Origin of the sequence: Nocardia vinacea (assembly GCF_035920345.1) — a bacterium.
GTDB classification, from domain to species: domain Bacteria; phylum Actinomycetota; class Actinomycetes; order Mycobacteriales; family Mycobacteriaceae; genus Nocardia; species Nocardia vinacea_A.
This window is the reverse complement of sequence record NZ_CP109149.1, coordinates 7,286,466-7,313,056: the sequence shown is the minus strand read 5'-3', so window position 1 is coordinate 7,313,056 and position 26,591 is coordinate 7,286,466. Positions and strand designations below refer to the sequence as shown.

The 26,591-nt window shown below is 64.6% G+C and carries 28 protein-coding genes and 1 pseudogene; 16 read left to right on the top strand and 13 right to left on the bottom strand.

Features of this window, described 5'->3' with window-relative positions; genetic code table 11:
* Window positions 1-117: 117 nt before the first annotated feature.
* A complete protein-coding gene (locus tag OIE68_RS33355; protein WP_327094946.1) occupies window positions 118-1,518 on the bottom strand; it encodes a TerD family protein in 1,401 nt (466 codons plus the stop codon).
* Window positions 1,519-1,700: 182 nt separating this feature from the next.
* On the opposite strand from OIE68_RS33355, the gene OIE68_RS33350 reads away from it, so the two are divergent.
* From OIE68_RS33350 to OIE68_RS33340, 3 genes are read left to right on the top strand one after another with little or no spacing between them, the layout of a single operon-like run.
* Complete coding sequence (locus OIE68_RS33350) at window positions 1,701-2,324, top strand: AIM24 family protein (protein ID WP_327101905.1); 624 nt, start codon at window positions 1,701-1,703, stop codon at window positions 2,322-2,324.
* Window positions 2,325-2,335: 11 nt separating this feature from the next.
* A complete protein-coding gene (locus OIE68_RS33345) occupies window positions 2,336-3,034 on the top strand; it encodes an AIM24 family protein (protein ID WP_040697472.1) in 699 nt (232 codons plus the stop codon).
* 4 nt (window positions 3,035-3,038) lie between these two features.
* The gene (locus tag OIE68_RS33340) at window positions 3,039-3,806 is read left to right on the top strand and encodes an AIM24 family protein (protein ID WP_327094945.1); all 768 of its coding nucleotides are present in this window, start codon (window positions 3,039-3,041) and stop codon (window positions 3,804-3,806) included.
* A 193-nt stretch (window positions 3,807-3,999) separates the two neighbouring features.
* Here OIE68_RS33340 and OIE68_RS33335 read toward each other — a convergent pair whose 3' ends face one another.
* The 7 genes from OIE68_RS33335 to OIE68_RS33305 form a co-directional block, all read right to left on the bottom strand.
* Window positions 4,000-4,863 (bottom strand): LLM class F420-dependent oxidoreductase, encoded by an 864-nt coding sequence (locus tag OIE68_RS33335; RefSeq protein ID WP_327094944.1) that lies wholly within the window; start codon window positions 4,861-4,863, stop codon window positions 4,000-4,002.
* On the bottom strand, window positions 4,860-5,216 hold the full coding sequence (locus tag OIE68_RS33330) for a MerR family transcriptional regulator (protein ID WP_327094943.1): 357 nt from the start codon (window positions 5,214-5,216) through the stop codon (window positions 4,860-4,862). The genes OIE68_RS33335 and OIE68_RS33330 overlap by 4 nt, the downstream gene beginning before the upstream one ends.
* Window positions 5,217-5,280: 64 nt before the next feature.
* Window positions 5,281-6,123 carry an HAD family hydrolase gene (locus OIE68_RS33325; RefSeq protein ID WP_327094942.1) on the bottom strand — a complete coding sequence of 281 codons (843 nt, stop codon included), beginning with the start codon at window positions 6,121-6,123 and terminating at the stop codon, window positions 5,281-5,283.
* Entirely contained in the window at window positions 6,123-7,286 is a 1,164-nt protein-coding gene (locus tag OIE68_RS33320) for a cysteine protease StiP family protein (protein ID WP_327094941.1), read from the bottom strand. The genes OIE68_RS33325 and OIE68_RS33320 overlap by 1 nt, the downstream gene beginning before the upstream one ends.
* Window positions 7,283-8,899: a phosphoribosyltransferase family protein gene (locus OIE68_RS33315; RefSeq protein ID WP_327094940.1), complete on the bottom strand. Its 1,617-nt coding sequence runs from the start codon at window positions 8,897-8,899 to the stop codon at window positions 7,283-7,285. The genes OIE68_RS33320 and OIE68_RS33315 overlap by 4 nt, the downstream gene beginning before the upstream one ends.
* Window positions 8,896-10,107: an HpcH/HpaI aldolase/citrate lyase family protein gene (locus OIE68_RS33310; protein ID WP_327094939.1), complete on the bottom strand. Its 1,212-nt coding sequence runs from the start codon at window positions 10,105-10,107 to the stop codon at window positions 8,896-8,898. The genes OIE68_RS33315 and OIE68_RS33310 overlap by 4 nt, the downstream gene beginning before the upstream one ends.
* 49 nt (window positions 10,108-10,156) lie before the next feature.
* Window positions 10,157-11,374 (bottom strand): hypothetical protein, encoded by a 1,218-nt coding sequence (locus OIE68_RS33305; protein WP_327094938.1) that lies wholly within the window; start codon window positions 11,372-11,374, stop codon window positions 10,157-10,159.
* A 179-nt stretch (window positions 11,375-11,553) separates the two neighbouring features.
* Here OIE68_RS33305 and OIE68_RS33300 point away from each other — a divergent pair, with 179 nt between their 5' ends.
* Together OIE68_RS33300 and OIE68_RS33295 are read left to right on the top strand one after the other, a co-directional pair.
* A complete protein-coding gene (locus OIE68_RS33300) occupies window positions 11,554-12,129 on the top strand; it encodes a TerD family protein (RefSeq protein WP_327094937.1) in 576 nt (191 codons plus the stop codon).
* Between the two features lie 209 nt (window positions 12,130-12,338).
* A complete protein-coding gene (locus tag OIE68_RS33295; protein WP_327094936.1) occupies window positions 12,339-13,448 on the top strand; it encodes a DUF475 domain-containing protein in 1,110 nt (369 codons plus the stop codon).
* A 97-nt stretch (window positions 13,449-13,545) separates the two neighbouring features.
* Here OIE68_RS33295 and OIE68_RS33290 read toward each other — a convergent pair whose 3' ends face one another.
* Entirely contained in the window at window positions 13,546-14,475 is a 930-nt protein-coding gene (locus OIE68_RS33290) for a DMT family transporter (protein ID WP_327094935.1), read from the bottom strand.
* A 101-nt stretch (window positions 14,476-14,576) separates the two neighbouring features.
* Here OIE68_RS33290 and OIE68_RS33285 point away from each other — a divergent pair, with 101 nt between their 5' ends.
* On the top strand, window positions 14,577-15,113 hold the full coding sequence (locus OIE68_RS33285; protein WP_327094934.1) for a CGNR zinc finger domain-containing protein: 537 nt from the start codon (window positions 14,577-14,579) through the stop codon (window positions 15,111-15,113).
* Between the two features lie 12 nt (window positions 15,114-15,125).
* Here OIE68_RS33285 and OIE68_RS33280 read toward each other — a convergent pair whose 3' ends face one another.
* On the bottom strand, window positions 15,126-16,517 hold the full coding sequence (locus OIE68_RS33280) for a hypothetical protein (RefSeq protein WP_327094933.1): 1,392 nt from the start codon (window positions 16,515-16,517) through the stop codon (window positions 15,126-15,128).
* Window positions 16,518-16,710: 193 nt separating this feature from the next.
* On the opposite strand from OIE68_RS33280, the gene rpsF reads away from it, so the two are divergent.
* From rpsF to dnaB, 5 genes are all read left to right on the top strand, one after another.
* A complete protein-coding gene (gene rpsF, locus OIE68_RS33275) occupies window positions 16,711-16,998 on the top strand; it encodes a 30S ribosomal protein S6 (protein ID WP_040697500.1) in 288 nt (95 codons plus the stop codon).
* A gap of 83 nt (window positions 16,999-17,081) precedes the next feature.
* Complete coding sequence (locus tag OIE68_RS33270; protein WP_327094932.1) at window positions 17,082-17,618, top strand: single-stranded DNA-binding protein; 537 nt, start codon at window positions 17,082-17,084, stop codon at window positions 17,616-17,618.
* Between the two features lie 89 nt (window positions 17,619-17,707).
* A complete protein-coding gene (gene rpsR, locus OIE68_RS33265) occupies window positions 17,708-17,959 on the top strand; it encodes a 30S ribosomal protein S18 (protein ID WP_040697505.1) in 252 nt (83 codons plus the stop codon).
* A gap of 16 nt (window positions 17,960-17,975) precedes the next feature.
* Entirely contained in the window at window positions 17,976-18,428 is a 453-nt protein-coding gene (gene rplI / locus OIE68_RS33260; protein WP_327094931.1) for a 50S ribosomal protein L9, read from the top strand.
* A gap of 788 nt (window positions 18,429-19,216) precedes the next feature.
* On the top strand, window positions 19,217-20,956 hold the full coding sequence (gene dnaB, locus OIE68_RS33255) for a replicative DNA helicase (RefSeq protein ID WP_419150829.1): 1,740 nt from the start codon (window positions 19,217-19,219) through the stop codon (window positions 20,954-20,956).
* Between the two features lie 188 nt (window positions 20,957-21,144).
* Here the strand turns inward: dnaB and OIE68_RS33250 are convergent, their stop codons facing one another.
* The 3 genes from OIE68_RS33250 to OIE68_RS33240 all read right to left on the bottom strand — a co-directional run bounded on the left by OIE68_RS33250 (window position 21,145) and on the right by OIE68_RS33240 (window position 23,760).
* Window positions 21,145-22,017, bottom strand: a complete 873-nt coding sequence (locus OIE68_RS33250; protein WP_327094929.1) for a sigma-70 family RNA polymerase sigma factor — start codon at window positions 22,015-22,017, stop codon at window positions 21,145-21,147.
* On the bottom strand, window positions 22,014-22,406 hold the full coding sequence (locus OIE68_RS33245) for a VOC family protein (protein ID WP_327094928.1): 393 nt from the start codon (window positions 22,404-22,406) through the stop codon (window positions 22,014-22,016). The genes OIE68_RS33250 and OIE68_RS33245 overlap by 4 nt, the downstream gene beginning before the upstream one ends.
* Window positions 22,407-22,920: 514 nt before the next feature.
* The gene (locus OIE68_RS33240) at window positions 22,921-23,760 is read right to left on the bottom strand and encodes a LysR family transcriptional regulator (protein WP_327094927.1); all 840 of its coding nucleotides are present in this window, start codon (window positions 23,758-23,760) and stop codon (window positions 22,921-22,923) included.
* A 105-nt stretch (window positions 23,761-23,865) separates the two neighbouring features.
* Here OIE68_RS33240 and OIE68_RS33235 point away from each other — a divergent pair, with 105 nt between their 5' ends.
* From OIE68_RS33235 to OIE68_RS33215, 5 genes and pseudogenes are all read left to right on the top strand, one after another.
* The gene (locus OIE68_RS33235) at window positions 23,866-24,591 is read left to right on the top strand and encodes an SDR family oxidoreductase (protein WP_327094926.1); all 726 of its coding nucleotides are present in this window, start codon (window positions 23,866-23,868) and stop codon (window positions 24,589-24,591) included.
* Between the two features lie 73 nt (window positions 24,592-24,664).
* Window positions 24,665-25,588, top strand: coding sequence for an NADP-dependent oxidoreductase (locus OIE68_RS33230; RefSeq protein WP_327094925.1), 924 nt, complete (start codon window positions 24,665-24,667; stop codon window positions 25,586-25,588).
* A 55-nt stretch (window positions 25,589-25,643) separates the two neighbouring features.
* Window positions 25,644-25,847 (top strand): annotated as a pseudogene (locus OIE68_RS33225) (histidine phosphatase family protein); the annotation flags it as partial.
* A 124-nt stretch (window positions 25,848-25,971) separates the two neighbouring features.
* Window positions 25,972-26,193 (top strand): hypothetical protein, encoded by a 222-nt coding sequence (locus OIE68_RS33220; RefSeq protein WP_327094924.1) that lies wholly within the window; start codon window positions 25,972-25,974, stop codon window positions 26,191-26,193.
* A 112-nt stretch (window positions 26,194-26,305) separates the two neighbouring features.
* Window positions 26,306-26,446 carry a hypothetical protein gene (locus OIE68_RS33215; RefSeq protein ID WP_327094923.1) on the top strand — a complete coding sequence of 47 codons (141 nt, stop codon included), beginning with the start codon at window positions 26,306-26,308 and terminating at the stop codon, window positions 26,444-26,446.
* Window positions 26,447-26,591 lie beyond the last annotated feature (145 nt).

The window sequence follows — 26,591 nt, the reverse complement described above, 5'->3', positions numbered from 1 at the left end:
GCTAGGTCTTTTCGAGCGACCTGCAAGCAGTCGCTACGCTAGGTCTTTTCGAGCGACCTGCAAGCAGTCGCTACGCTAGGTCTTTTCGAGCGACCTGCAAGCAGTCGCTACGCTAACTCAATTACCCAGGAACCGGCCCAGCTGTGGCACCGCCTCACCGGGATGTTTGGCCTGGAAGCCTTCGCCGAGCGCCTGCAACTTCCAATCGCTGCCGACCCGGAACAGCTTGGCCATCGCCATCGCGGTGAACGGCATGCCACCGGCGAGGGTGTACCTGGCCAGCTCGGCATTGTTGGAGCCATCGACCAAGCGGCAGAACGCATTCTGGACTTGTTCGAAGGTGTGGCCCTTATACGAGGTCACGATGAACACCAGCGTGCTGACATGCGCCGGGATGCGGGTCAGGTCGACCAGGATCACCTCGTCGTCGCCCTCACCCTCACCGGTGAGATTGTCGCCCTGGTGCCGGATCGAACCGTCCTTGGAGGTCAGCTGGCCGTAGTAGGCGACATCCACCACGTTCATATCGGCGAACATCACCACCGACCCGTCGAGGTCGATATCGACGGTCCGGTTGCCGAACATGCCGCGGCTGCGTACCGGATCCCAGCCGAGACCCATCTTCACGAAGGTCAGTGAGGTGCCGCCCTCCTTGCGCAGGGTGACCCGCTGGCCCTTGACGAGGCTGACTGGACGATCCTTGCTCAGGCTGACTTCGCTGGGCGGCCGTTGTTGCGCGGCGGGCTGGGCGGGCGGCGGATAGCCCTGGCCCGGGCCGGGCTGGCCGGGTGCGGGCGGCGGGTAACCACCGGGTGCGGGCGGGGGCGGGTAGCCCTGGCCGGGCGGCGGGTAGCCGGGTGCGCCCTGGGGGTAGCCCTGCTGTGGCGGCGGGTACTGCGGCTGCTGCTGCGTCGGAGGCGCGGGCTGTGGCGGCGGCGGGTAGCCCGGTCCGGGCTGTGCAGGCTGGGCGGGCTGGTAGGCCGGTGGCGGCGGGACCTGCGTCGCGGCCGGAGACTCGTCGACGGTGACGCCGTGATCGGTGACCAGCGCCGCGAAACCACCGGCGTAGCCCTGGCCGACCGCGCGCACCTTCCACTCGCTCTGGCGCCGGTACAGCTCGAGTGCGATCACGATCGACTCGGTGTTCAAACCATCGATGCGGTACTCGTACAGCTGATTGCCCGCCGAATCCGACACGATCGCCGTCGGCGCGGGAAAGCGGCCGAAATTGCTGGTCGCGTCGTCCAGGGTGATCACCGCACGGATCTGCGCGATCTCCGCGGGCACAGCATTCAGCGATACTGCCAGCGACGCGGGCTGCCCGGCCGGCGCGGGCTGCAGATTCACCCCGGGACCATTGAGCTGATTGAAGAAGACGAAGTCCGCATCGGAACGGACCTTCCCCGACTCGGTGACCAATAGCGCGGACAGATCCGCGGGCGCGGACAGCTGGACGGAGATCACCACGTCATTGGTGGCCAGCGGGCCATTCTGACCCTTGGCGAGTGTTGCGGACAAGTTCGACCCTTCGCTTGTCGGTGCGTACGGTGCCACTCTACGAGAAACGTGCCGAACACGATCCGAAGTATCCGTCGCCGTGGCCCATACAGGTACTCCAAGATCGGTTAGGGTGGCGAAACGCGGTCGGAATGGCGGGCGATAAACCCGTGTTCCCCTACGAGACAGCAGGCAAACTCCTTATGGTGCAACTGTTCGAGCAGTCGAAAAAGGTGATCGAGGCACACCTCGCCGGATCGAGTATCCGGGCGATTTCCGGCTCGATGGTCGCCTACGAAGGAAATGTGCAGTTCAAGTCGGCCGGTTTCGGCGGCGGCGACGGCGTACTCGCCGGGCTCAAGCGGCGTGCCACCGGCGAGAAACTGTCGCTGATGGAATGCAGCGGCAACGGCCGGGTCTTCTTCGCGGTCAACGGTCAGCACGTGACCGTGGTGAATCTGAATAACGAGACGCTGCAGGTCGAATCGCAGCAGCTGCTGTGCTTCGCCGGAAATCTGCGCACGGACGTGCGTTTCGCCGGTGTACGTGGTGCGTCGTCGGGTGCCGGTCTGTTCACCACCACGGTGACCGGACAGGGTCAGGTCGCACTGCTCTCGGCGGGCGGGCCGCTGATCCACCTGGAGGTTTCACCGCAGTATCCGCTGGTCGTCGATCCGGATGCCTTCGTGGCCTGCCGGGGCAATCTGAATCAGTCCTTCGTGACCGATGTTTCGTGGCGCACCCTCGTCGGCCAGGATGCCGGGGAGGCGTTCTCGCTGCGCTTCGACGGTCAGGGCCTGGTGTTGATCCAGCCGGCGGAACGGTAAGGGAGCCAGCGATGTTCGAGAAGGTCAACGGCAAGGTCGTCAAGGTCAACGTCGGGATGGCGGGCGGCGTGGTCGCGCGCAACGGCGCGATGCTGTTCTACACCGGCGATATTTCCTTTGCGCCACACCAGATTCCGGGGGCGGCGCCCGGTATGGGCGGTGGCGGCATTATGCGGATGGCGGGCCGGATGATGGCCGGTGAGCACGAGCGCACCATGCTGGCCTCCGGTAACGGCGAGGTGCACTACGGATTCGCCGGGCTGGAAGTGCATGTGGTGCAGATGCAGCCGGGCGCGGTGCTGCGCGTCGAGGCCTCGCGGCTGCTGGCCAATACCGCCGCGCTGCAGAGTTCGATTGTGTCCGTGATGAGTTCGGGCGGCGGTGGCGGCGGCGGCGGATTGATGGGCGCGTTGCGCGGTGCCGCGAGCGGTGCGCTGACCGGTCAGGGCATGTTCACCACGCAGCTGTCCGGACAGGGCGCGGCGGTGCTGCTCGCCCACGGCGGATTCCTGGAACTGCCGGTGGGCGGGCCGAATCCGATCGTGGTGGATCCGCAGGCCTTCGTCGCCGCCTACGGCAATGTGCAGACCGAGTTGAAGACGGCGTTGAGCTGGCGCGATGCGGTCGGTCGCGGTTCCGGTGAGGCGATGCAATTGCATTGCGTCGGACAGGGTGTCGTGTACGTACAGGCCTCGGAAGAGAAGTTGTGAACCCATGACCGATATTTTGAATCCGCTGAATCTCGGTGAGAGCGACAACCTTCCGGGCAACAGCTACGCCTATTGCATCGACCTGAACAAACCGTGGTTCATGCGGAAGGGCGCGATGATCGCCTACTACGGCGATATGCGGTTCCAGATGCTCACCCACGGATTGCAGGGCGGACTGCTGCACATGGTCTCGCAGCAGTTCTCCGCACCGCTGTTCACCGGCGACTATGTGATCGCCGAGGGCCACGGCAAGCTGATCATCGGCGACCGCGGTTACGACATCAATTCCTATGACCTCGAGGACAACGGCAACCTCACCATCCGCGCCGCCAACCTGCTCGCCTTCGAGCCGGGACTGTCGCTGAATCAGTCCATCGTCCCCGGATTTCTCACCCTCATCGGCACCGGCAAGTTCCTGGCCTCCTCCAATGGCCCGGTCATGTTCGCCGAACCGCCGCTGCGCGTCGATCCGGAAGCTCTTGTCGGCTGGGCGGATTGCCCGTCGCCGAGCCACCACTACGACCAGCGCTGGGTCTCCAATTTCCTGGCCGCCGGTGCGGCGCGCTTCGGGGTGAACTCCGGTGAGGAGCGCCAGTTCGACTTCACCGGCGCCGGAACGGTTCTCATCCAATCCAGTGAGAAGATCCTCAGCGATTCCGCGCTGGTCCGCACCATCGAGGGGCAATTGCAGAGCGGTATGACCGTCGGCGGCCTGCAGCGGTTGCACGGTGTCATTACCCAGCAATTGGGCGCTCAGCAGTCCGGATACTGAACCGGATGACCTGAGGATCGTCCCGAGGTCCTACCTTCGGCGGCTCGGCACGCCGGGACCGGCGAATAGCCTTCCCAAACAGCAGACATCGTGTCGGGAGGCACGACGCCTGGCCGCCGCTCTGACGTCGACACCGAGCAATACAACCGAGACCGTCCTGAGCAGATGGCCTCGGTTGTATTGCTCAGTGCCGTCAGGACTTCGACGCCAGCCCGAAACGCGCCGCGAAGGCCGACATTTCGTCGAGCTGCACGGCCTGGTCCGAGGCGGTAGCGCCGACAATGATCCGGGTCACGCCTTGTGCGGCGAATCCGTCTACCCGATCCTGCGGCATATCTATCGACCCCCAGCGGGTGTATTCCAGCGCGCCCGAATCTCGGCCCGCCGCGTCGGCGGTGGACCTGGCGAGATCCCACTGCTCCGCACGTTCGGCGGGCATCAGCATCCCGCCCGCGAAATACCCATCGCCACGTCGTCCCACCCGCCGCGCCGCGGCCCGACTCGATCCGCCGATATGGATCGGCAACTGGTCTCCCCCACGGGGTTTCGGGTATAGGCACAGCTTGTCGAACGAGAAGAACTCGCCGTGGTAGTCGACACCATCCGCATCACCGGCCCACAGCAGGCGCATTACATCGATCGCCTCATCGGCCCGACGGCCACGGGATGCGAAGTCCACCCCCACCGCGGCGGCCTCACCCGGCAAGGTGCCGAGTCCCACTGTCAGCAGCCGCATTCGGCCCTTGGACAGCAGGTCGATGGTAGCGAGCCGCTTGGCGAGAACCACCGGATGCCGATACGGCAGCAGCAGCACACCGGTGCCCAACAGAATCCGCTCCGTGGCCGCGGCGACGAAGCTCAAGCAATCGAGCGGATCGGGAAACGGCGTTGTCGGTGGCATTTCGTACGCTCCGATCGCCGCACCCGGATAGAGCGCAATATGATCCGGCAAGAGGATCGACTCGAAACCGCACGCTTCGGCATGTTGCGCGAACGCCATCAGCCGGTCCGGATCCGTACCGTAATACGGTGTGCTGTAATTGATTCCGAATTTCACCGCGACACCGCCGCCGCGTCGAGCTGGTCGCGCAGTTGCGATCGCACCGCATGTAACCGATCGATGGCCGCCTCGACTTCGTCGAGTTTGCGCCGCAATGTCGCCACCGAATCCGGGCAGACATCCCCTGAGGTATTTCCGGCACGGATACAGGCGACGAACGGTCGGATATCGTCGAGATCGAAGCCGACGTCGAGCAACGTCCGGATCTTGCTGACGACCTGCAACTCCGACTCGTCATAGACGCGATAGCCACTGGTCGAGCGCCGCGCCCGCACCAAACCGTGCTCCTCGTAGTAGCGCAGCGTCCTGGTACTCGTTCCGACGCGCTCGGCCAGCTCACCGATCAGCATTCGACCTCCTTCATCACCGTCAGGGCAACGCTAAACCTTGTCGCCGGTGTCAAGGCAAGGTCGGTTACGCGGCGTCCGGTGCGGCCTTGATGAACCAGTTGATGATCTCCTCGCCCGCGAGAATTCCGGAGGCGCGGGTGATGGTGAGGTTGGGGTGGGTCCAGTTGAGTTGTTCGAGTTCGCCGTGGCGCGGACGGATGGCGGAGTCCGCGGTACGCAGCATTTCGGCGTCGAGAGCGCCGTCACCTGCGGCGAGTGTCATCGCCGCAGTAGTGAGTTCACCGTTTTCGACCAGGCGGCGACGGACTTCACGTACCGCATGACTCTTACAGACGGCCAGGGGCATCGTGTAGATCTTGCGGCCCTGCTGGGAGACGGACCAGCCGCGCGGGCGGCACCAGGCATCCCATTCGGCGAGGAAGCCGTCGGGTACTTCCTTGGGCTTCACCACCAGGTAGGTGAACAGATGATCGGCGACCCGGAATTTGGTGACCCAGGAATCGTCGATCCGCGCACGCAGTTCGGTATTCACCTCCGACAGCGTCGCGCCGCCTGCCCGCATCTGCGCGTCGATATCGATGCGCCAGCGCATATCCGGCACACCGTCGACCAGGATGTTCCCGCCATTGCTGGTAATCGCGTATCGCCAAGGAGCGCCGGGTAATTGGATACGTTCGAACTGCTTGATGGTCCGCGTGGTGGTGGGAATGACGGCGGCGGGTTCGGTCAGGGTCTGCATGCGCAGGGCGGCGGTGGTTGTCATGAACGACAGTGGCGCGCCCTCGAGGTGTTCCACACAAACCGTCGGCACGTCGGTGGTGGCGTGGAAAGCGTTGCGCGAGTAGATCATCGTTCGGTCGAGATCGGTAGCGATCAGAGCCTGTCTTCGTAGTTTTCTCAGATGCATTACTGCTGTACGTCCTTGATCAATCCCATGCACGAATAGGCCAGGTCGGGTACGACCTCGACCGGAACACCGCGGGCCGCGGCGAGCAGACGGATATGCGCGTGTTCCGGTGCGTCCGCCTCACGCACCAGCACCCGCCACGGCAGCCGCCGCAGCAACACCCGGGTCGTCTCACCGACACCCGGTTTCACGAAATTCACACTGGCCACGCCGTATTCCTCGCGCACCTTGTCGACCGAGGCCCAGCCGGTCCAGGTCGGTGTCCGGTCGTCGGCGCGCACGGCGGCCAGTTCGGCGGGCACGCGATCCCGGACCGCGTCGAAGGCGGTGGTCACGGTGTCGAGCAGACGACCGGAGACATCGTCGGCTGCCAGTTCGCGATAGAACTTCGCGCCGTGGAAATCGCCGGGTCCGATCAGCGTGTCATTGAGTACGGTGCGCGAAATCAGTCCGGAAACTGTCGAATTCAGGCAGGCCGAGGCAATCAGGAAGTCGTCTCGGGTGCCGTAGGTGCGCACGCAATGTCCCGGGTCGGCGAGCACGGCGAGCTCGTCATTGAATCGGGCACCGCCCGCGGCGCGATAGGCGTCCAGCGCTTCGGTGAGTTCGCGAGTGATGGCACCCTTGCCGGTCCAGCCGTCGACGAACACGACCGAGGCCGGATCATGGTTGCGAGCAAGATAATCCAGTGCGACGGCATCGATACCGCGATCACGCACGATCGATACCGCATAGTGCGGCACATCGAGACTTCGAGACCGCAACCAGCGCCGCATGAGAACCCCGATCGGCGTACCCGCCCGCGCCAGTGAAACCAGCACGATATCGGTACCGCGTTCGGCGACAACGAGTTCGGATACCGTCGCCACGGCGAGCGCGAGCCGCTCGGCACTCTCGGTCAACACCTCGTCGAACAGCAAGCGATAAGCGGCATCGGGCTGATATTCGATCGGCAGCGATTCCGCGTAATGCGCGGCACCGGACTGGATCCGGCGTTCCCGCTCGGCCACATCGGCCTCGAGGTCGACATCGGACAGATCCTTCAGCAGCCAGGAAACCTCCTCGGGCGCATACGATCCGAATGCCGGGCCGCGCAGTGGAACGGGAAGTTCCAAGGCCGATTGCGGAGAGATATTCGATTCCGGCACAGCGTTCGACCTCATAACACCCTCGGTTCGGCCCCTACGGCGGACGACCGGACATCGGTCCGTTCTGCATGCAACAACCGCGGATCCGCACCCGGCAGGACTGCCAATACGACATCGTCACCAGATGCGGTCAGCACATCGATCAGACCGCCCTCGACCAGCAGTTCATCGGTATCGGCCGGTGTATCGATGACAACGACCAGAACTGGCTCGACGCCGACCGACCGCACACCGGCGGCCCCGGTCGGCCCCGGATCATCCACCGCCTCCTCGCCCGCGCGAGCACGATCGCACCGCACCGCGCCCTCGTCGCGCGCCGCCACGTCCTCGTCGAACGCGACGTCCCCACTCAGCGCCACGCCCTCGTCGAGCGCGACATCCCCACCCAATGCCACGTCCCCACCCAATGCCACGTCCCCACCCAGCGGCACGTCCCCACCCAGCGCCGTGTCCTCACTCGAGTCCGCGCCAGCACCCAGCACCGCGAGTTCGGACAGCGCATCCTCGATCCAGTGCGCGTTGTACAGATACCGCGGCTGCACCTCACCGGGTTCGGGTGCGATGAACCGAAACCCGCGCCGCAACGGATACCCCGGCTCATCCAGCACATACGCGGGCGACCGGGTCGTCGTCTGGAATCGGGTCGCAATCCCGGCGTCGGCGAGCTCGGCCGCCAACCGCAGCGGCAGATACATCAGCTCTTCGTGCCCGAGCACAATCGCGGGCCGTCCGGCGAAATCATCGGCAAGCCGTACCCGCAGCGCCTCGGCGGCCTTCGCGAGCGCAGCCTCGAACGCATCGGTATCGGAGCGCAGAATCCCGTGCCGACCGCCCTCGGGAACCGACGCAGGCCACGGCAACTCGACTCGATCGAACGAACCACGCTGCGCCGCAGTCGGATTCAGTACCGGATCAGGCATCGACGACACCGTCGCGACCAGGTCATCGGGCAGCAAGGTGCGCCCGGCCGCCAGACACACGGTGTCGATCCGCGCGCCCAACGACTCGGCCGCCGACTGGAACCGCGCCCGATCGTGCTCGGTCCGCATATCCACCAGCGACGCCAGCACATAATGCGCACGCGGCGAAAACGCGTGCAATGCCCGAACCGCATCGATTGCCGTGTCACCAGTGGATATTTCATCGTCTACGAGCACCAGCGGCAGATCGTTGACGAAGATATCCGCGGGTGCGGGTTGCAGCAGATGTGAGGTTGCGTGCGAATGGCCTTCCTCGAAGCCGGTCAAGGTGGTCGCGTCGGGCACCTCGCGACGGGTCGAATGCAGATAGCATCCGGCCCCGATCCGTGCCGCCACACAATGCCCCAAGCCCGTCGCGGTCTCGGCGAATCCGAGTACCACGGCCGCACGTTCCCCCAATACGTCACGCACCAGATCGCCCAGTCGATTGCCCGCACCGAGAACCACCCGCGGATCCGTCGGCAGATGCTTGCCGAGCACGGTCGAAACCAGTAGGTGCGCGCGACGTGGATTACGCCGCAACCCCGGCTGAATCAATGTGGCGATGGGCAATTCGGCGGGCAGCACATCCACTGATCCGCCACCGTGCGATCGCTCGTGCCGCAACTCGATACCCAAATTCGTTGTTGCCCAAGGATCAATGCTCACTCGGTCACCAACGCCGTCAATAGATCCACGAACGAAACACCCTTATTCGCGACACCGAAAACACGAGCCCGCAGCAGCGTCTGACGCGCCCAACTGCGATGCGGCCGCATCTCGTTCATCTTGTTCCGATATCCGGATGCCGCCACCCCGCCGACATCGACCTGCAGAATGTCCAGCGCATCCGAATACTCCTCGTGCGTCACCACCGATAGCGCATGCACGGCCGCGACATGCGACGGGTGGATCACCGTTTTGCCCTGGATCCCATTGGCCCGGTCGAGTGTGATCTCGCGTAGTAGCCCGTCCAGATCGCGACTGACCAGATAGCGCCGGAACGGCACCGCATCGGATTCCTCGAACGGCGCGGTCCGCAGCAGCGGCCGAAACATCCGCTCGTGGTCGGCGAAGTATTCCCAGACCGGTCCGGTGATCACGAAACCCGTACCGTCCGAACGTCCCAGGTAGTTCACGATATCGGCGATGACATCTGCGACCACCCGCACGTCGTAGATGGTCAGATCCCGGTCCCGCCGAATGCCGAAGGTCGAGCACATATCCGTCGCACCGATGCGCACCGCGAGTATCCGCTCCCGGTGCTCGGCCAACAGCGCCGCGATCTGGGTCAGCTCCTGATCCCGGGTCTCGCGATGCACCAGCGCGGGCGATTCGAGCACCGGCATGCCGTACACAGGTCTGCCCCACCGCTCGGCAGCCGCCTCGAGCGCGGCGAGATATTTCGGACCGCTCGCACGGTCGAATTTCGGAAAGACGAAGCCGGTCAGTGCCACCGCCCCGGTGCCGAGTTGTTCGACGATTTCGGCCACGGTATCGGCATCGCGAACCCGGACGAACAGCAGCGGATTCGGATCCTCGCTGTCGGCAAGCAGATTCAGCGTCGCGACGGTCTGTCGTTTGGCGAATTCCACCTCGTGATCGGCGACGGCGTCCTCGAGATCGATGACCATCGAACACACGCCGCGCGCGGCCCGCTTACTGATCGTCAAGGCGAGGTCGGTGCGGGTTGCCGGCGCATACAGCGTGGCGCCGAGCGCGAACGCCAGAATTTCCCGGTCGGCGTCATCGCCGAACGGTTCCGGTTGTCGATGGAACAGGTGCCGCGCCTCCGGGCCGTGCAGCTGGCGAAAATGGCGCAGCGGCAATTGCTTTCGCAGGGAGACCTGTTGCTGGACGACGATGCCCGCAGTCATCGCTTCGCTGTCCTCATCCCTAATTGCGGTGGCCGCATAACCCCTGGCCTCATTCTCGTCGTGGTCCTGCTTGTTTTCTCATTCGATCCACTACCCCGGCTACGAACTCCGCGACGGTATCCAATTCGGCCACATAGGCCCAGTAGTCGGGATGGCGCCCCGACAGGTTTTCGGTGATTCGATCGATCCGGTCCACCTGTGCATCGAGCACAGATCCCCATTCGCCGACGAGCCCGCGGCTCACCGCGAGCATTTGTGCGTCCCGCAGCCGAAATCGTACGGCCTTGGCCTTCTCTTGCGGATTCTCACGGACTTCGCGCAGCAATGTCAGCCGTTTGGTGACGGCGTCGATCAAGTGTTCGGCCTCGGTGAGGTACCCGCGTGCGGATGTGGTCAGATCAAGTGCGGACTCCGGATTGTTTTCGGCTGCCGCCGCACGCGCCCGCACCAGGGCGGCATCCGCGGCATCGATGGCCTTTATGCTTTCCTGCCCATTGTTAGCCAGATCCGCCGAACTCGCAGCATTGAACTCGCGGAGCAACTCCGAGTAAGCCGGTGCCACCCGTTCGCCACGGGTGCGTACCGCGGCAGATCTCGTGGCCACCGAGGTAATGGCGTTGGCCGCCGCCGCGGCCCGAGATGGTGCCTGCGCCAAAGCTTCTGCCAGCAATTTCGTCGCCGATTCCAGGCGGTTGGCCGCCTCCCGGACACTCGCGGCGGGCACCTCGGAACCGAGCCCCTCGAGTGTGAGCAGCGACTCATCCACCGCCGCCGCGTACTGCCGCATCGAGGGGTAGCCAGCGTATTCGGATTCGGCGGCCTGCCTGCGCACACCGGCCGCCGCGATCTTCACTTGCTGCGCGAATTGCGGCACCGTGCCGAGTACCGCGACGGCGTTCTCGAGCTGGGACTGATTACCGCGATAGAACTCGTCGACGGCCCGAGCCGCATCGGTCAGCTGCCGCACCAGGGTGTCCACCCGCGCCTGCCCCTGCGGTATCGGCGTGTCGTCGCGCTCGGCATTATCCAGTTCCTCGGTGAACGTCAGATATGCGCCCGCGGCGTCATAGCACCTGCTGCGCGCGGGTTCCCATTTCGCGCTCATCCGTCGCTCCGGGAACACCTGTTCACTGGCGTGCACCGCCGCCTCGGCGGCGCTCTGCCGCCGATCCATATCCAGGAACGCGGCCGCCAGCGTCGACCGGGCCTGTGCAATCCATTCATTGTTCCCGGACGACCGGAACCATCCACGCCTACGGCCTGCCACGCCCCGATGTTAGGCGGTGTACTCGCCTCGGCTCGGCCCAAGCGAATCAGATGTTCCAGTTCGCCGGTGGATGCACCAGTTCCTACGCAAGATTGCCGAAACCTACTACTGTCGTAGGACGTACCCGGCGATTCGGACAGTGCTGGGAACCACAGACGTCTATTGAAAGGGAACCCCGCATGGGTGTCAGTTTGTCCAAGGGCGGCAATGTCTCGTTGACGAAGGCAGCGCCGAACCTTACCGCTGTCTCCGTCGGGCTCGGGTGGGATATTCGTACGACCACCGGCACCGACTTCGATCTGGATGCCAGTGCGATCGCGACCGGTGCGGACAAGAAGGTCGTGTCCGACAAGCACTTCATCTTCTTCAACAACCTCAAGTCGCCCGAGGGCAGCATCGAGCACCTCGGCGACAACCTCACCGGTGAGGGCGAAGGCGATGACGAGGTCATCAAGGTTGACCTCGCCAACACCCCGCCGACCATCGAGAGCATCTTCTTCCCGGTCTCGATCTACGACGCGGACACCCGGCAGCAGTCCTTCGGCCAGGTGCGCAACGCCTACATCCGCGTCGTCGACCAGGCCAACGGCACCGAGCTGGCACGCTACGACCTGTCCGAGGACGCCTCGACCGAGACGGCCATGGTCTTCGGCGAGCTGTACCGCAACGGCGCCGAGTGGAAGTTCCGCGCCGTCGGGCAGGGCTACGCCTCGGGTCTGGCGGGTATCGCCCGTGACTACGGCGTGAACGTCTAAGACGTACTGGTCAAGGCAGGGGGCTCGGTGACGGGCCCCCTGCTCGCATGTCCACGGAACGATTTGCCTCGCCGCTCCGTTGGACAATCGACGGTTCCGCGCCCACGCTGGAACCATCATCGCGACCGCGGGTTGGTACGGCCCTCGGGTTACATCGGCAATGGCGCGCTCGGACAGACATTCGACCGCCGCACGGAAAGGGTCTCCGCGTGGTCCTGCGCATATTCGGCATGTCCATCGTTGTTACGGTGGTATCACTCGTCGTGGCATTCCTGTACGGCGGGCCGACCGCGCTGGCGTTGGCCGCCATCCTCGGCATCCTCGAGGTCTCGCTGTCGTTCGACAACGCGGTCATCAACGCCACCGTGCTCGAGCGGATGAACGAGTTCTGGCAGCGGATCTTCCTCACCGTCGGCGTGGTCATCGCCGTATTCGGCATGCGGTTGGTCTTCCCATTGGCGATCGTCTGGATCACCGCGGGCCTGACCCCGGTGAAGGCGTTCGACCTGGCGCTGAACCCGCCCGAAGGTGACGCGCTGACCTTCCCGGACGGCAGCCCGAGCTACGAGAAGTTGCTCACCGACGCACATCCGCAGATCGCCGCATTCGGTGGCATGTTCCTGCTGCTGCTGTTCCTGAACTTCATCTTCGAGGAACGCGAAACCACCTGGCTGTCCTGGCTGGAGAAGCCGCTGGCCCAGCTCGGCAAGCTCGATATGCTCTCGGTGGTCGTCGCGAGCGTCGGCCTGGTGCTCACCGCGGAATTGATCGCGACCGACGAAGAGCGCGCCACGGTCCTGGTCGCCGGTCTGCTCGGCATGATCACCTACATCGTGGTCGACGGACTCGGTTCGCTGTTCCATACCGAGGAGTTCGAGGAATCCGCGGACGGCGGTCCGTCCCAGCTGGTCAAGGCCGCGGGCAAGGCGGCGTTCTTCCTGTTCCTGTACCTCGAGGTGCTCGACGCGTCGTTCTCCTTCGACGGTGTCATCGGCGCCTTCGCCATCACCTCCGACCCGATCATCATCGCGCTCGGCCTCGGTCTGATCGGCGCCATGTTCGTCCGTTCGATCACCGTGTACCTGGTGCGCAAGGGCACGCTGTCGGAGTACGTGTACCTGGAGCACGGCGCGCACTGGGCGATCGGCGCGCTGGCGGTCATCCTGTTCGTCTCGATCGGCGTGCACATCAACGACATCATCACCGGTCTCGTCGGCGTGGCGTTCATCGGCGCGGCATTCATCACCAGCATCATTCAGAATCGGCGCGATGACGCCGACGAAGTGGAGAGCGAACGAGAAGTCACCCCGGTGGCCTGAGTTCCAGCGAGTAGCCGAAGAATTCGAGCGGCCGATCTTTTCGAGCGACCTGCAAGCAGTCGCTAGCGGCGGCTTCCAGCCGCTGCCGCTTCTCTTTTCAGCGGACGGGCACCGGCTGCCGCTGATCGATTGCGGGCGTCGGGCGGCGCGAGGCGAACACCATGCCGATCAGTCCGACGCCGAGTCCGGCCGCGGCGAGGGGCCGCAGCGGCTGATCGATGAACAGCCAGGCCAGTACGGCCGTGACCGCGGGCGTCGCGAAGAACAGACGCCCGACTCGCGTTGCCTCCCAACGCTTCAGCATCGCGTTCAGCAGCAGGAATGCGACCATCGAATTGACCAGCACCATCCAGGTGAGCGATTCCGCGAATCGCGTCGCATCCCAGATGTGCAATTGGCCGGTGTTCCAAGCCAATACGCCCGCAATCGGCGCGCTCGCGGCCATGTGAATAGCGGTGGTGGCGCGCGAATCGACCTGCGGTACAAAGCGTTTCTGGTAGATCGTGCCGACGCTGAGGCCGAGCAAGCCGATCACGCACAGCAGCAGACCGACCAGTGACATGCTCGATTGGTCGATTACGGCCAAGCCGACGCCGACGCCACCGATGCCGAAGCCGAACCACTGTCGCGCCGTGACGGTTTCGCCGATGAATCCGGCCAGCAAAGCGATGACGACCGGATTGAGTCCCTGTACCAGGGCGATGATGGCGGCCGAAACATGCAGGCTCATCGCGGTGTAGAACGCGCCGAACTGCACGATCTGCATCAGCAGACCCGCGATGACGACATGTTTGAGCTGGCCTGCGCTCGGCCAGCTCGCACGAATCACGGTGGCGTACACCGCGAGCAGGACCGCGGCGATGGCGAAGCGGGCGAACAGCACCATCATCGGCGGTGCCGCGCCGACACCGATGACTCCGGCGATGAAGGCGCTGCTCCACAGCACGACGAACAGTGGTTGCATGCCGGCCGCAAGGGATGGCTTGCCGGTCGCTCGGAACAGCGGGTCCAAGAGTTGCGTCTGCATGTGCCCTCCTCGATCCAGCACGACAGGCCGGATAACCACCTAAGTCGGTTACTAAGGTCCCATTCTCCCGTGTAACCTGTCAAGGCGGTTATTATGAAGAGGTGTTCGCTTTCGTGAGCGGTAACCTCGCCCTGGACTTCGCAGGCACGGTCAAGGCCCGTGCCACGACGTTCGACGACTTCCTCACCACCCCGGCGGACCTCGACGAGTGGCTGCTCGCCGCCGACCTGCTCGACACCACCCCGCACTGCGATGCGACGACCCTCGACCAGGCCGTTCGGCTGCGCGAGGCAGGCTACCGACTGGCCCTGGCCGCGGCCCGCGACGAGCCGTTCGCGGACGCGGACCGCAAGATCGTCAACGAGCTGGCCGGGGGCCAACTCCCCAGGCTCACTTTGCGATCCGATGCGACGATCACCCGCCACGGCGATCCGGACGCAGCACTCGCCGCGATCGCCCGCTCCGCGATCGAAATGCTCGGCGGGCCGGAGCGGGGGTTGATCAAGGAATGCGGGCGCGACGAGTGCACACGGCTGTATCTCGATACCTCACGCGGAAAGTCGCGACGCTGGTGCGATATGACCATCTGCGGCAACCGCGCCAAGAGCGCCGCCTTCCGCGCCCGACACGTCGACTGACCCCGGTTCGTACTAGCCCACCGGTACCAGGCTGCCGGGTTCGAACCGCGGTATCCGCGGTGGTTCGGGTCGGTACCCGCGCCGCCTCGCCCGCACGAACAGGAAGAAGAACACCACCAGCAGCGTGGCACGCCCCCACACGCCGAATTGCACCACATTCTCCATCGAATCCACCGAATTGCCGGATCCGATCGAATAGAAATACCGGAATACGCCGATTCCGATCGCGGCGTCAGCGACCAGATACGCGCCGATCGCCGCCCACGGCACCTCGAGCAGAACCATGAACGGCACCAACCACAGCGTGTACTGCGGCGAGTGCACCTTGTGGAACAGCAGGAATCCGCACAGCATCGCGCCGCTGACCCCGATCCACGGGAAGGTACCGGTCATCGTGAATCGCTTCCAGCCCAACCACATTGCCAGCACGAAGGAGGTCAGTACCAGAGTCGGCGAGGCGATCGAGACCACATGCTGAAAGGCGCTCTCGCCGTCGACATCCTGGCCGAACAGCTGCCGAAGTCCCCAGTACCAAATGGAATTCGTGGTGATATCGGCCTGGCGCAATTGTTGGAAGGTGATCGACGCGCGCCAGCCTTCGTAACCGGCAAGTGCGAATGGCAGATTCACCACAACCACCGTGCCGACGGCCGCGGCGGCGGTCAGCAGCGCACCGCGCACATCGAATCGAGTCGGCGTCGGATCATCCATATCGCGCTGACCGCCGGTGAGTACATAAGCCAGCAACGGCAGCACGAAGATGCCCGGATACAGCTTGAGACAGAACCCGATACCGAGCAGCACAGCGGCCAGAATTCCCCTGGTACGCAACGAATATCGGGTCAGCGCGGTCACCACGTACACGGCCGCGACCGCCATGCAGACCACGGGTAGCTCCCAGTTGTGGAATGCGTAGAGCACCAGCGGCGGACCGGCCGCCCACAGCAGCGCCGCCCGCCCCGCCAGCCGGACCAGCAGCCAGGCGGTCAACAAGGCGAACGGCGCCAACAGCAATGCCGAATGCAGCAGGAATTCCGCGTCGTTATCCGCGCCGACCGCACCGAGCCACATCAGCACGCCGCTGAGCACCGGATATTCGACCGCGCCACCGGTCAGCATGCCGTCCTCGGTGATGCCGCCGTCGATATACGGAAAGACGTGTTGATCAATATCGCGACCGAGCCACAGGAATTGGATATCGGAATAACAGACGTCCGAATCCTTGATCACATCGAAGACCGCACTGCGACCGTTCTCGGCGAACGGCGCACCCGCGCACCTCGCCTTGTTCGCATATGCGAGCGCCAATGTGAGCCCGCACAGCAACACCACCACCGCGGCCAAGGCCGCGCTGCGCGTCACTCCCCCGACGATCCTGTCGCGGGTGGCGAGTCCGGTCGGCATGGGCACCACCCTAGGCCGCACCGTGCGACGACGCCCGTGCTTACCCCCACCAATGACCATACGGGCACTGTCTCAGGCATCGATTTCGCTGCTCAACGGGCGCTCATGTAGCCTTGTCGGGTTGCTGACGCAACGACCCTCCTGCCACGGACCGTCCGTGGCCGTTTCCTAGTCCACAGGAGGTGATTGGTCCGTGCGTCATTACGAAGTGATGGTCATCCTCGATCCGAGCCTGGACGAGCGCACTGTTGGTCCGTCGCTGGACAACATGTTGAGCGTCGTCAAGACCGATGGCGGCAAGGTCGACAAGGTCGACATCTGGGGCCGCCGCCGGCTCGCCTACGAGATCGCCAAGCAGGCCGAAGGCATCTACGCCGTGGTCGATCTGACCGCCGAGCCCGCCACGGTGAGCGAGCTCGACCGCCAGCTGGGTCTCAACGAGTCGGTGCTGCGCACCAAGGTTCTGCGCCACGGCAAGTGACCCTCGATTGCGTCGGTGCCTGTCTCTAGGCTCTAGCGCAAAGCGAGTGCACTGCGGACTGCATACCGAGCAGGAGGAACCACATGGCAGGCGACACGGTCATCACCGTCATCGGAAACTTGACGGCCGATCCCGAACTTCGATTCACGCCCGCGGGCGCGGCGGTGGCGAATTTCACCGTCGCATCGACACCCCGCGTGTTCGACCGTAATTCGAATGAATGGAAAGACGGCGAAGCGCTTTTCCTGCGCTGCAACATCTGGCGTGAAGCTGCGGAGAATGTCGCCGAAAGCCTGACCCGAGGCGCCCGTGTGATCGTGAGCGGACGACTGAAGCAGCGCTCCTATGAAACCCGCGAGGGTGAGAAGCGCACAGTCGTCGAGCTCGAGGTCGACGAGGTCGGTCCCTCGCTGCGCTACGCCACCGCGAAGGTCGCCAAGGCCAGTCGCGGCGGCGGGGGTGGCGGCGGCTTCGGTTCCGGTGGCAGCGGGGGCAACTTCGCTCCGGCCGGTGGTGGTGGCGGCAGCCGTTCCGGCGGCGCCGACGACGACCCGTGGGGCAGCGCACCCGCGGCGGGCTCCTTCGGGGGCGGCCGCGTAGACGACGAACCGCCGTTCTGAGAACGGCTCACATCGGCCTGAATTGATTCCGTCGCGACTGCTTGCCGGTCGCTCGAAACGATCAGCCCATCATTGATTACGGAGTAACCATGCCTAAAGCGCCCGCGCGCGAAAAGGTGCTGAAGAAGAAGGCTTGCACCTTCTGCAAGGAAGCCAAGTCCGGCACCGTCAATATCGATTACAAAGACACCGCCCTGCTGCGGAAGTACGTCAGTGATCGCGGCAAGATCCGCGCTCGCCGGGTCACCGGCAACTGCGTGCAGCACCAGCGCGACGTCGCCGTTGCCGTGAAGAACTCGCGTGAGGTGGCCCTGCTGCCCTACGTGTCGACGGCTCGCTGAGAAGGGAGGCATCGCAATGAAGTTGATTCTTACTGCTGATGTGGACAACCTCGGTGCCCCCGGTGACACCGTGGAGGTCAAGGACGGCTACGGCCGCAACTACCTGCTGCCCCGCGGCCTGGCGATCGTGGCCACCCGTGGCGCGCAGAAGCAGGTCGAGGGCATCCGTCGGGCGCAGGACGCGCGCAAGGTGCGCAACCTGGATCACGCCAACGAGCTGAAGCAGGCCATCGAGGGCTTGGCGGCGGTTTCGCTGTCGGTCAAGACCGCAGGCACCGGCAAGCTGTTCGGTTCGGTCACCCAGTCGGACGTCGCCGCCGCCATCAAGTCGGCCGGTGGTCCGGTCGTCGACAAGCGCAGCATCGAGCTGCCGAAGTCGCACATCAAGACGGTCGGCAAGCACAACGTCGTGGTGCACCTGCACCCCGATGTGGTCGCGAAGTTCGACCTGCAGGTCGCGGCGAACTGAGTTCATTCGAAGGCCACTCTTGTGTTTCGGCACAAGGGTGGCTTTCGACTGTGCGGCATCGACCCATGTTGGTTGGGGCCTAGGTGAGCTATGCCGTTCGGTGAAATAGCCAATTGTTTGCGAAAGGCCGGAACGGTGATCTGGACCATTCTCGGCAACCCACTGCCATCGGCTCTACCACCGGTTATTCAGCTTGTGGATCGCCAAGAAAACCAACCGGCCGCAATGTGATCTACGCCATAACCGCAGAACACGCTGTTTACCAACAACACGCCCGGCTGTTCAACTAGACCGACACGCCGCACTTGATTCATCCACACGTGGATAGATCAAGAAATCGATATCTATCAGCGTGTTTGAACGGTGTGACCTGGGTTTTCCCCAAGTTGTACACAGGGGGTGCACAACGCCAGGTAAACAGTCCCCAACTTATCCACAGGTGTGTGCACATTGCGGTTTGGCGACTGCCCACCGGGTCGCCTAGGTTCGTCGCAACATCATGCACGCACCACCCGGAACGGCATGATTCGGCACCTACCGCGGCGGTTTGCTGGAACCGCAGGTGAGACCCTCTACTGAGGTCGCTCGACCGCGGTGCGCTGCCGAATGTGTCGGAACCCGGGAGTACAACGAGTGATCAATAGGGTAGGCGGGTAGGCGTTTTCGAGCGGCCTGCAAGTGGCGAGAGAGGACGGTCGAGTCTGGTGACCACCACCGATGACCGCGGGCAGACGGACTATCCGCCCGAACCGCCCGGTGAGGACTTCGGCAGGCAGCCCCCGCACGATATGGCGGCCGAGCAGTCCGTGCTCGGCGGCATGCTGCTGAGCAAGGACGCGATCGCCGACGTCGTCGAGGTGCTACGCCCCGGCGATTTCTACCGTCCCGCCCACCAAGCGGTCTACGACACCATTCTCGATCTCTACGGCCGCGGCGAACCCGCCGACCCGGTCACCGTCTCCGCGGGTCTGGACCGCCGCGGAGAACTCAAGCGCATCGGCGGCCCGCCCTATCTGGTCACCCTCACCCAGACTGTCCCCACCGCCGCCAATGCGGGCTACTACGCCGAAATCGTTGCCGAGAAGGCGATTCTGCGCCGCCTTGTCGAGGCAGGCACCCGCATCGTCCAATACGGCTACGCGGGCGCCGACGGCCAGGATATCGCCGAGGTCGTCGACCGCGCCCAGGCCGAGGTCTACGAGGTCACCGAACGCCGCACCACAGAAGACTTCCTCCCCCTCGAGGAACTCCTGCAGCCGACGATGGACGAAATCGACTCCATCGCCTCCCGCGGCGGCATCTCCCTCGGCGTCCCCACCGGCTTCACCGAACTCGACGAACTCACCAACGGCCTGCACCCCGGCCAAATGATCATCGTCGCGGCGCGCCCCGGTGTCGGCAAGGCCCTGGCCCTGGACACGCCCCTGCCCACCCCCACCGGCTGGACCACCATGGGAGAGGTCCACGTCGGCGACGAACTTCTCGACGCCGAGGGCCGTCCCACTCGTGTCCTCGCCGCGACCGAGGTGCTGACCGAACGGCCGTGCTACGAGGTCGAATTCTCCGACGGCACAGTGATCGTCGCCGACGAACAACATCAGTGGCTCACCATTGCCGGGGCAGCGGGTGCTCGTGTCGCCGCCGTACGCACAACTGGCGAAATCGTCCACAGCGTGCATCTCGCCGACGACAGCCCGAACCATCTCGTGCCGACCACCGCTCGTTCGGCCGCCCGGCACATCGTGGACGTGCGAAAGATCGACACCGTTCCCGTGCGATGTGTCGAGGTGGACAACGCCGACCATCTGTACCTCGCCGGGGAGTCGATGGTGCCGACGCATAACTCGACGCTCGGTATGGACTTCATGCGCAGTTGCTCGATCAAACACGGTCTCGCGAGCGTCATCTTCTCGCTGGAGATGAGCCGCACCGAAATCGTCATGCGTTTGCTCTCCGCAGAGGCGAAAATCAAGTTGGGCGATATGCGTTCGGGCCGCATGAGCGACGACGACTGGACCAAACTGGCTCGCCGTATGAGCGAGATCAGCGAGGCGCCGCTGTTCGTGGACGATTCGCCGAACTTGACCATGATGGAGATCCGCGCGAAAGCGCGTCGGCTCAAGCAGCGCCACGACCTGAAACTCGTTGTGGTGGACTACCTCCAGCTGATGACCTCGGGTAAGAAGGTCGAATCCCGCCAGCAGGAAGTCTCCGATTTCTCCCGAAACCTGAAGCTGTTGGCCAAGGAACTCGAAGTTCCGGTCATCGCCATCAGTCAGCTGAACCGTGGCCCCGAACAGCGAACAGATAAGCGCCCGATGGTGTCTGACCTGCGCGAATCCGGATCACTAGAACAGGATGCGGACATGGTTATCCTGTTGCATCGACCCGACGCATTCGAACGCGACGACCCGCGTGGTGGGGAAGCCGACCTTATCGTAGGCAAGCACCGAAATGGTCCAACTGCCACGATTACCGTTGCGCACCAACTGCATTTGTCTCGGTTTGTCGATATGGCCCGTGGCTGATATCCGGTTGTAGGGTCTCAAAACTCGTGGCGGAATCTCAGAATGTTTGGCGGTGACATGGCGGATCCGCCACGATTCTGAGATTCCGCCCGAAGAACGCGTTGTCCGAACCCGCCACAGCGCTGAGGAACCCGGTTGGTCGGCCTGGATGACTTGCACTTGCATGGGCCGACCCTGACGACACCGGCTCAGGCCGGGTCCGGCAGCTGGAACGAGGCGAGTTTGGCCGGGTCGACGACGATGTGGATGGCGGTGATCCGGCCTTCGGTGACCGTGAACGCGATGACGGAGAGGGGGGTTCCGTCGGGGCGCCAGGACATGTGGCCGGGGATGCCGTTGACCAGCACGGGTCGGTGGCGGGCGACTTCGCCGGAGAACATGCGGGCGCCGGCGGCGACCTCGGTGGCGCCGAGTGTGACGACTACGCCGTCGGGGGTGTCGACGGTCAGCTTCACGTTCGGGTCGAGGACGCGCAGGAGCGCTTCGAAGTCGCCGCCGAGGGCGGCGGCGCGGAAGGCTTGGACGACCTCTCGGTGCTCGCGGCTGGAGTCTGTCGGCCGATCCACGGTTTGCACCTTGCGGCGGGCGCGGCTGGCGATCATTTTGCTGGCGTCGGCGGATTTGCCCAGGATCTGGCCGATTTCGTGGAATGGGACCGCGAACATGTCGTGCAGGACGAACGCCAGGCGCTCGCTCGGGGTGAGCGAATCGAGCACGACGAGCAGGGCGAGGCCGACCGAATCGGCCAGCGCCACTTGCTCGTCCGGCGTGGGGTCGTCGGGCGTCACCACGAAGTCCGAAAACTCCTGACCATAGGGGGTTTCGGGGTGGTCCTGACGGGAGCGCAGGAGGTCCAGACCGATTCGGCCGACCACAGTGGTCAGCCAGCCCTCCAGATTGCCGATAGTCGCCGCGTCCTGGCGGACGAGGCGCATCCAGGCTTCCTGGACCATGTCCTCGGCGTCGGCGTGCGAGCCCAGCACGCGGTACGCGACAGCGCGCAGCCGATCGCGCTGGGCTTCGAACGCCTCGGTCACGAGGCTGGACGGGTGGGCGGTCACGGCTTCCGCTGCTGACGGAGCGAGATCCGGTTGCCGTCCGGGTCTATCGCCTCGATGCGGATCCCGAACGGGTAGTCCTCGGGTTCGGACTCTGTGAAGGTGACGCCACGCTGCCGCAGGACCGCGAAATCCTTTCGTAGGTCGTCGGATTCGAGGATGAGCGGACCGGGCGCGGCATGCCGGCCCACGTCGGCGGGCTGTCCCGCGGCCGCCGCATGTGACCACAGGATGATCTGCACCGGGCTATCGGGAACGCCGACGGTGAGGAAGCGTCCGTCGGGCCCCGGGAAGTCGATCCGCTTTTCCAGGCCGAGCCCTTCGGTGTAGAACTCCAGCGCGCGGTCCTGATCGGTGACGTAGATCGTCACGTACATGATGTTGGTCAGCATCCTGTTCTCCACTTCAGTCGATGGCGCGACGACCATTCGTATTCGGTCGTCGCACCTATGACGAGTGCCGACGGCAGAAGGTAACAGGACCGTCCGCCGAAATGGTTTACCGGGCGATCGCGGTATGGCTCGGCAGCACGCTTCCAGCCCCAGTCCATGATTCAGCTGATCGAAACGGAACACACCCTCATGGCCGCTTATCGAGTGATCACCCGGCGGAAAGTTGGTCGGCCAGCGGAGTGGCCTGGCTCGCGACGGGATGTCGTGGCAACGGAAGTGTGAGGAAATGCCACCGAATTGAGACTGGCGACGCCCGCCAGGACTCGAGACACGGGGCGCTCGATGACCCTCACGCCTCTCGGCGAGGAGACACTCGCCGCCATCGAAATAGCGGTCCGCCAACAACTCTGAACAGCCGTACCAGGAGAACCTAATGCAGAATGTCTATGCGGTGAGCCACCCACACGCTGAGCACACCCAACGCAATCTTGTTGGCGGGTGGCACGACTCGCACCTAGAGGCGTATCGCGGTGCGGACGATGTCGGCGACGACTTTGGATCTGCTGTGTGGTGGCCAGGCGATGACGGTCGTGACGGCTGGTGCGTCTGGAACGGGCACGATGGCGTGAACGTCGCGTAGCTGGGTTTGCAGCGACTCGGGCACGACCGCACAGGCCAGTCCGAGCGCGATCAGTTGGAACAGTTGCGTATGGTCGCGGACCTGCGGACCGGGGCCGTCCGGGTAGCTGCCATCTCGTCGAGGCCAGCGCGGCAGGGGCAGGTCCGTCAAGGCCTCGACCTCAGTCATCGATATGTGGGGTCGGTTGGCGAGGGGGTGCCCTGCAGGCAGGACCGCGACCTGCTGTTCGGTGTGTAGGTCCTCGGCGTCGAATCCGGCCGTCGTGTCGTAGGGCCGCTGGAGCAGAGCAACGTCGGCACGCCCATTGCGCAGCAGGCTTTCCGGCTGGCCGGGCCCACACAGCATCACCTCGACCGCGACAGCGCCCGGTTCGGCGGCGTAGGCGTCGAGCAGCTTCGATAGCAATTCGCTTGACGCGCCGGCCTTGGTAGCCAGCACCACACCGGGGTGATCGGCCGCAGCGCGGCGGGTACGGCGCTCGGCGGCGGCGATTGCGTCGAGCGCGGCCCGGGCCTCCCGCAGCAGCACCGACCCGGCCTCGGTCAACGCGATAGCGCGAGAAGTGCGGTGCAGTAACACCACTCCAAGCCGCCGTTCGAGCTGCTGGATGGCCCGCGACAGCGGTGGTTGCGCCATCGCGAGCCGCTGCGCCGCCCGCCCGAAGTGCAACTCCTCGGCGACGGCGACGAAGTATCGCAACTCTCGCGTCTCCACCAGGTCATGGTATCCGGCGCTGACCAAGATCAATACCCGTGCGGTATCGCCGCCCACCCGACCGGTCTTGGACGCTGTACCCGGAGCCACAGCAGGATCGGCGGTGTGAGTGAACAGACGATCGCGCTGGTGACCGGCGCGAACAAAGGAATCGGATACGAGATCGCCGCAGGCCTGGGCGCCCTCGGCTGGCGAATCGGTGTGGGCGCGAGGGATCGACAACGCCGCGACACCGCCGTCGAGAAGCTACGCGCGGCCGGCACCGATGCGTTCGGTGTGCCGCTCGACGTCACCGACGACGCAAGTGTGGCCGCGGCGGCCGAGCTGATCGCCAGCCATGCCGGAGGGCTCGACGTCCTGGTCAACAATGCCGCGATCACCGGCGGCGTGCCACAGACACCCACCACGGTCGATCCCGCGATCGTACGAGCTGTCGTGGAAACCAACGTGATCGGGGTCGTCCGGGTCACCAACGCGATGCTGCCGATGCTGCGCGCCTCGGCCTCACCGCGGATCGTCAACATGTCCAGCAGCGTGGGCTCGCTCGCCCTGCAAACCACCCCCGGCATCGACATGGGCCCGGTTCCCGCCGCGTACTTGGCGTCGAAGACCTTCCTCAACGCCCTCACCATCCAATACGTCAAGGAACTGGGCGACACCAACATCCTGATCAACTCCGGCTGTCCCGGTTTCACCGCCACCGACCTCAACGGTTTCCGCGGCGTCCGCACACCACAACAGGGCGCGGCCATCGCGATTCACCTCGCGACCCTGCCTGACGACGGACCGACCGGCGGATTCTTCGACGATGCCGGAACGGTGCCCTGGTGATAGCCACACCGGTGCGAACCATTCCCGTTCTCGAAGTCAGCCGCGTATCGCGCGCCGCAGGAGAAGCAAGACAATGACAAAGGCAGTCAGATACGACGAGTTCGGCGGAGTCGAGGTGTTGCGGGTCGACGATGTCGCCCGCCCCGTGCCCGAGTACGGGCAGGTCCTCGTGCAGGTAAAAGCGGCAGGCATCAACCCCGGTGAGGCGGCCATCCGCACCGGCGCGATGGCCGGCATCTTTCCCTCGACGTTTCCGTCCGGGCAAGGCAGCGATCTCGCCGGGGTTGTCGCAGAGGTCGGTGCCGGAGTCGACCGATTCTCGGTCGGCGACGAGGTGATCGGGTTCTCCGAGAAGCGGGCCGCCCAGGCCGAGTTGGTCCTGGTCGACGTCGACAACCTCACACCCAAACCGAACGGCGTCCCTTGGGAGGTGGCGGGTGGCCTCTACATCGCCGGGGGGACTGCCTGGGGGGCAGTACATTCCGTACAACTCGACAAGGGGGAGACCGTTGTCGTCTCCGCAGCAGCCGGAGGAGTCGGCTCGCTCGCCGTTCAGCTCGCTCGCCGTGCCGGAGCCACGGTCATCGGCCTGGCGAGCGAGTACAACCACGAGTGGCTGCAAACCCACGGCGTGATCCCGGTCGCATACGGTGAAGGCGTCACCGACCGGATCAAAGCCGCCGCACCGAGCGGCATCGATGCCTTCATCGACACCCACGGCGGTGGGTACGTCGAATTGGCCCTCACTCTCGGCGTCGGGACCGAACGGATCGACACCATCGCCGATTTCGCCGCAGCAGCAAAGTACGGAGTCAAGACCGAACCCGGAACCAACGCCAGACCGGGCGCCGAGGTACTTGCCGAACTGGCCGCCCTTATTGCCAACGGACACCTCGAAGTCCCGATCGCCAACGTCTACCCGCTGACGCAGGTCCGCCAGGCCTACACCGAACTCGAACGCCGACACACCCACGGCAAAATCGTGCTCAGACCCTAACCGGCACCATGCAACGCAGCGCGCTCGAGGCTCTGCTCAACCGCAGGATGATCCCCTGACAGAGCGCGGTCGGCGTGACGCACAGCTGATTGCCGAGGAGTTGAAGCACCGCCGCGACACTGGCCGGCCGATCCAAATCACGACATCCGACCTGGCCCGATGCGCCGAGACCGTCGCAATCCTGGCCACAACACTCGACGCACCCGTCACCGCAGACCCTCGCCTTCGCGAGATCAGCTTCGGCGAGGCCGAAGGTCGGCCGAACAACTGGCTCACACAACGGCAAGTCCCCGCAGCACCCGACCGACTCGACCACCGCGGCCCCATCCGCGGCGCAGAGACCCGCCGCGGCAACCCGAGTCGGAGCCTGCATACGCGAACTGATGGCCGACACCGCTCACGACCATGTCGTGATCACTCACGGATACGCGTTGACCTTCGTCAACACCACTTGGATGCAGATCCCCGTCGACACAGTCGGATTCGCATCTTTCGCCACATCGCCGGGCGCGATCACCCACTTGCGACTCGACGACTATTGGCGCAACCGAACCCTGCTCAGCCTCGCCGACATCTCCCACCTGACGATGGACCAAAACGACTGACGCACAGGCCGTCCGGGTTGTCCGATCTCCGGCCGAACAACCCGGACCGGACTGAAGAAATGCCATCACGATGAGACAACAACCGCTGGCCACCACGTGAGACAAGCCAGAAATGCCCGCGCAACACCGGCAGCGCCGCGCGAATGACATTGAGCGAGCCGAACACTACCGGCTCCTGATCAGCGGCGCACGAGTCGACCCGGCCTACGCCGACCGGCTCATCGAGGCACTGTTCCCCATCCTCCGAACCTGAACCCCAGCGGAGCGCGGTGTGGATGAAGCAAGATCACGAAATCGAGGTGAGTACGTTCAATCCGCGTAAGCGCGATTGAACTCTGGAAGGATAGCCAGCGATAACGGCAGCTGACCCGCAGGTCGAGCTGTTGTCGAGCAATCTG

Excerpts from the sequence above, each read along its gene's own strand:
- OIE68_RS33350 (WP_327101905.1), top strand. The coding sequence starts at position 1,701 with ATGGTGCAACTGTTCGAGCAGTCGAAAAAGGTGATCGAGGCACACCTC.
- OIE68_RS33345 (WP_040697472.1), top strand. The coding sequence starts at position 2,336 with ATGTTCGAGAAGGTCAACGGCAAGGTCGTCAAGGTCAACGTCGGGATG.
- OIE68_RS33340 (WP_327094945.1), top strand. The coding sequence starts at position 3,039 with ATGACCGATATTTTGAATCCGCTGAATCTCGGTGAGAGCGACAACCTT.
- OIE68_RS33330 (WP_327094943.1), bottom strand. The coding sequence starts at position 5,216 with ATGCTGATCGGTGAGCTGGCCGAGCGCGTCGGAACGAGTACCAGGACG.
- OIE68_RS33325 (WP_327094942.1), bottom strand. The coding sequence starts at position 6,123 with ATGCATCTGAGAAAACTACGAAGACAGGCTCTGATCGCTACCGATCTC.
- OIE68_RS33320 (WP_327094941.1), bottom strand. The coding sequence starts at position 7,286 with ATGAGGTCGAACGCTGTGCCGGAATCGAATATCTCTCCGCAATCGGCC.
- OIE68_RS33310 (WP_327094939.1), bottom strand. The coding sequence starts at position 10,107 with ATGACTGCGGGCATCGTCGTCCAGCAACAGGTCTCCCTGCGAAAGCAA.
- OIE68_RS33300 (WP_327094937.1), top strand. The coding sequence starts at position 11,554 with ATGGGTGTCAGTTTGTCCAAGGGCGGCAATGTCTCGTTGACGAAGGCA.
- OIE68_RS33290 (WP_327094935.1), bottom strand. The coding sequence starts at position 14,475 with ATGCAGACGCAACTCTTGGACCCGCTGTTCCGAGCGACCGGCAAGCCA.
- OIE68_RS33280 (WP_327094933.1), bottom strand. The coding sequence starts at position 16,517 with ATGCCGACCGGACTCGCCACCCGCGACAGGATCGTCGGGGGAGTGACG.
- OIE68_RS33270 (WP_327094932.1), top strand. The coding sequence starts at position 17,082 with ATGGCAGGCGACACGGTCATCACCGTCATCGGAAACTTGACGGCCGAT.
- rpsR (WP_040697505.1), top strand. The coding sequence starts at position 17,708 with ATGCCTAAAGCGCCCGCGCGCGAAAAGGTGCTGAAGAAGAAGGCTTGC.
- rplI (WP_327094931.1), top strand. The coding sequence starts at position 17,976 with ATGAAGTTGATTCTTACTGCTGATGTGGACAACCTCGGTGCCCCCGGT.
- dnaB (WP_419150829.1), top strand. The coding sequence starts at position 19,217 with ATGGCGGCCGAGCAGTCCGTGCTCGGCGGCATGCTGCTGAGCAAGGAC.
- OIE68_RS33245 (WP_327094928.1), bottom strand. The coding sequence starts at position 22,406 with ATGCTGACCAACATCATGTACGTGACGATCTACGTCACCGATCAGGAC.
- OIE68_RS33230 (WP_327094925.1), top strand. The coding sequence starts at position 24,665 with ATGACAAAGGCAGTCAGATACGACGAGTTCGGCGGAGTCGAGGTGTTG.
- OIE68_RS33220 (WP_327094924.1), top strand. The coding sequence starts at position 25,972 with ATGGCCGACACCGCTCACGACCATGTCGTGATCACTCACGGATACGCG.
- OIE68_RS33215 (WP_327094923.1), top strand. The coding sequence starts at position 26,306 with ATGCCCGCGCAACACCGGCAGCGCCGCGCGAATGACATTGAGCGAGCC.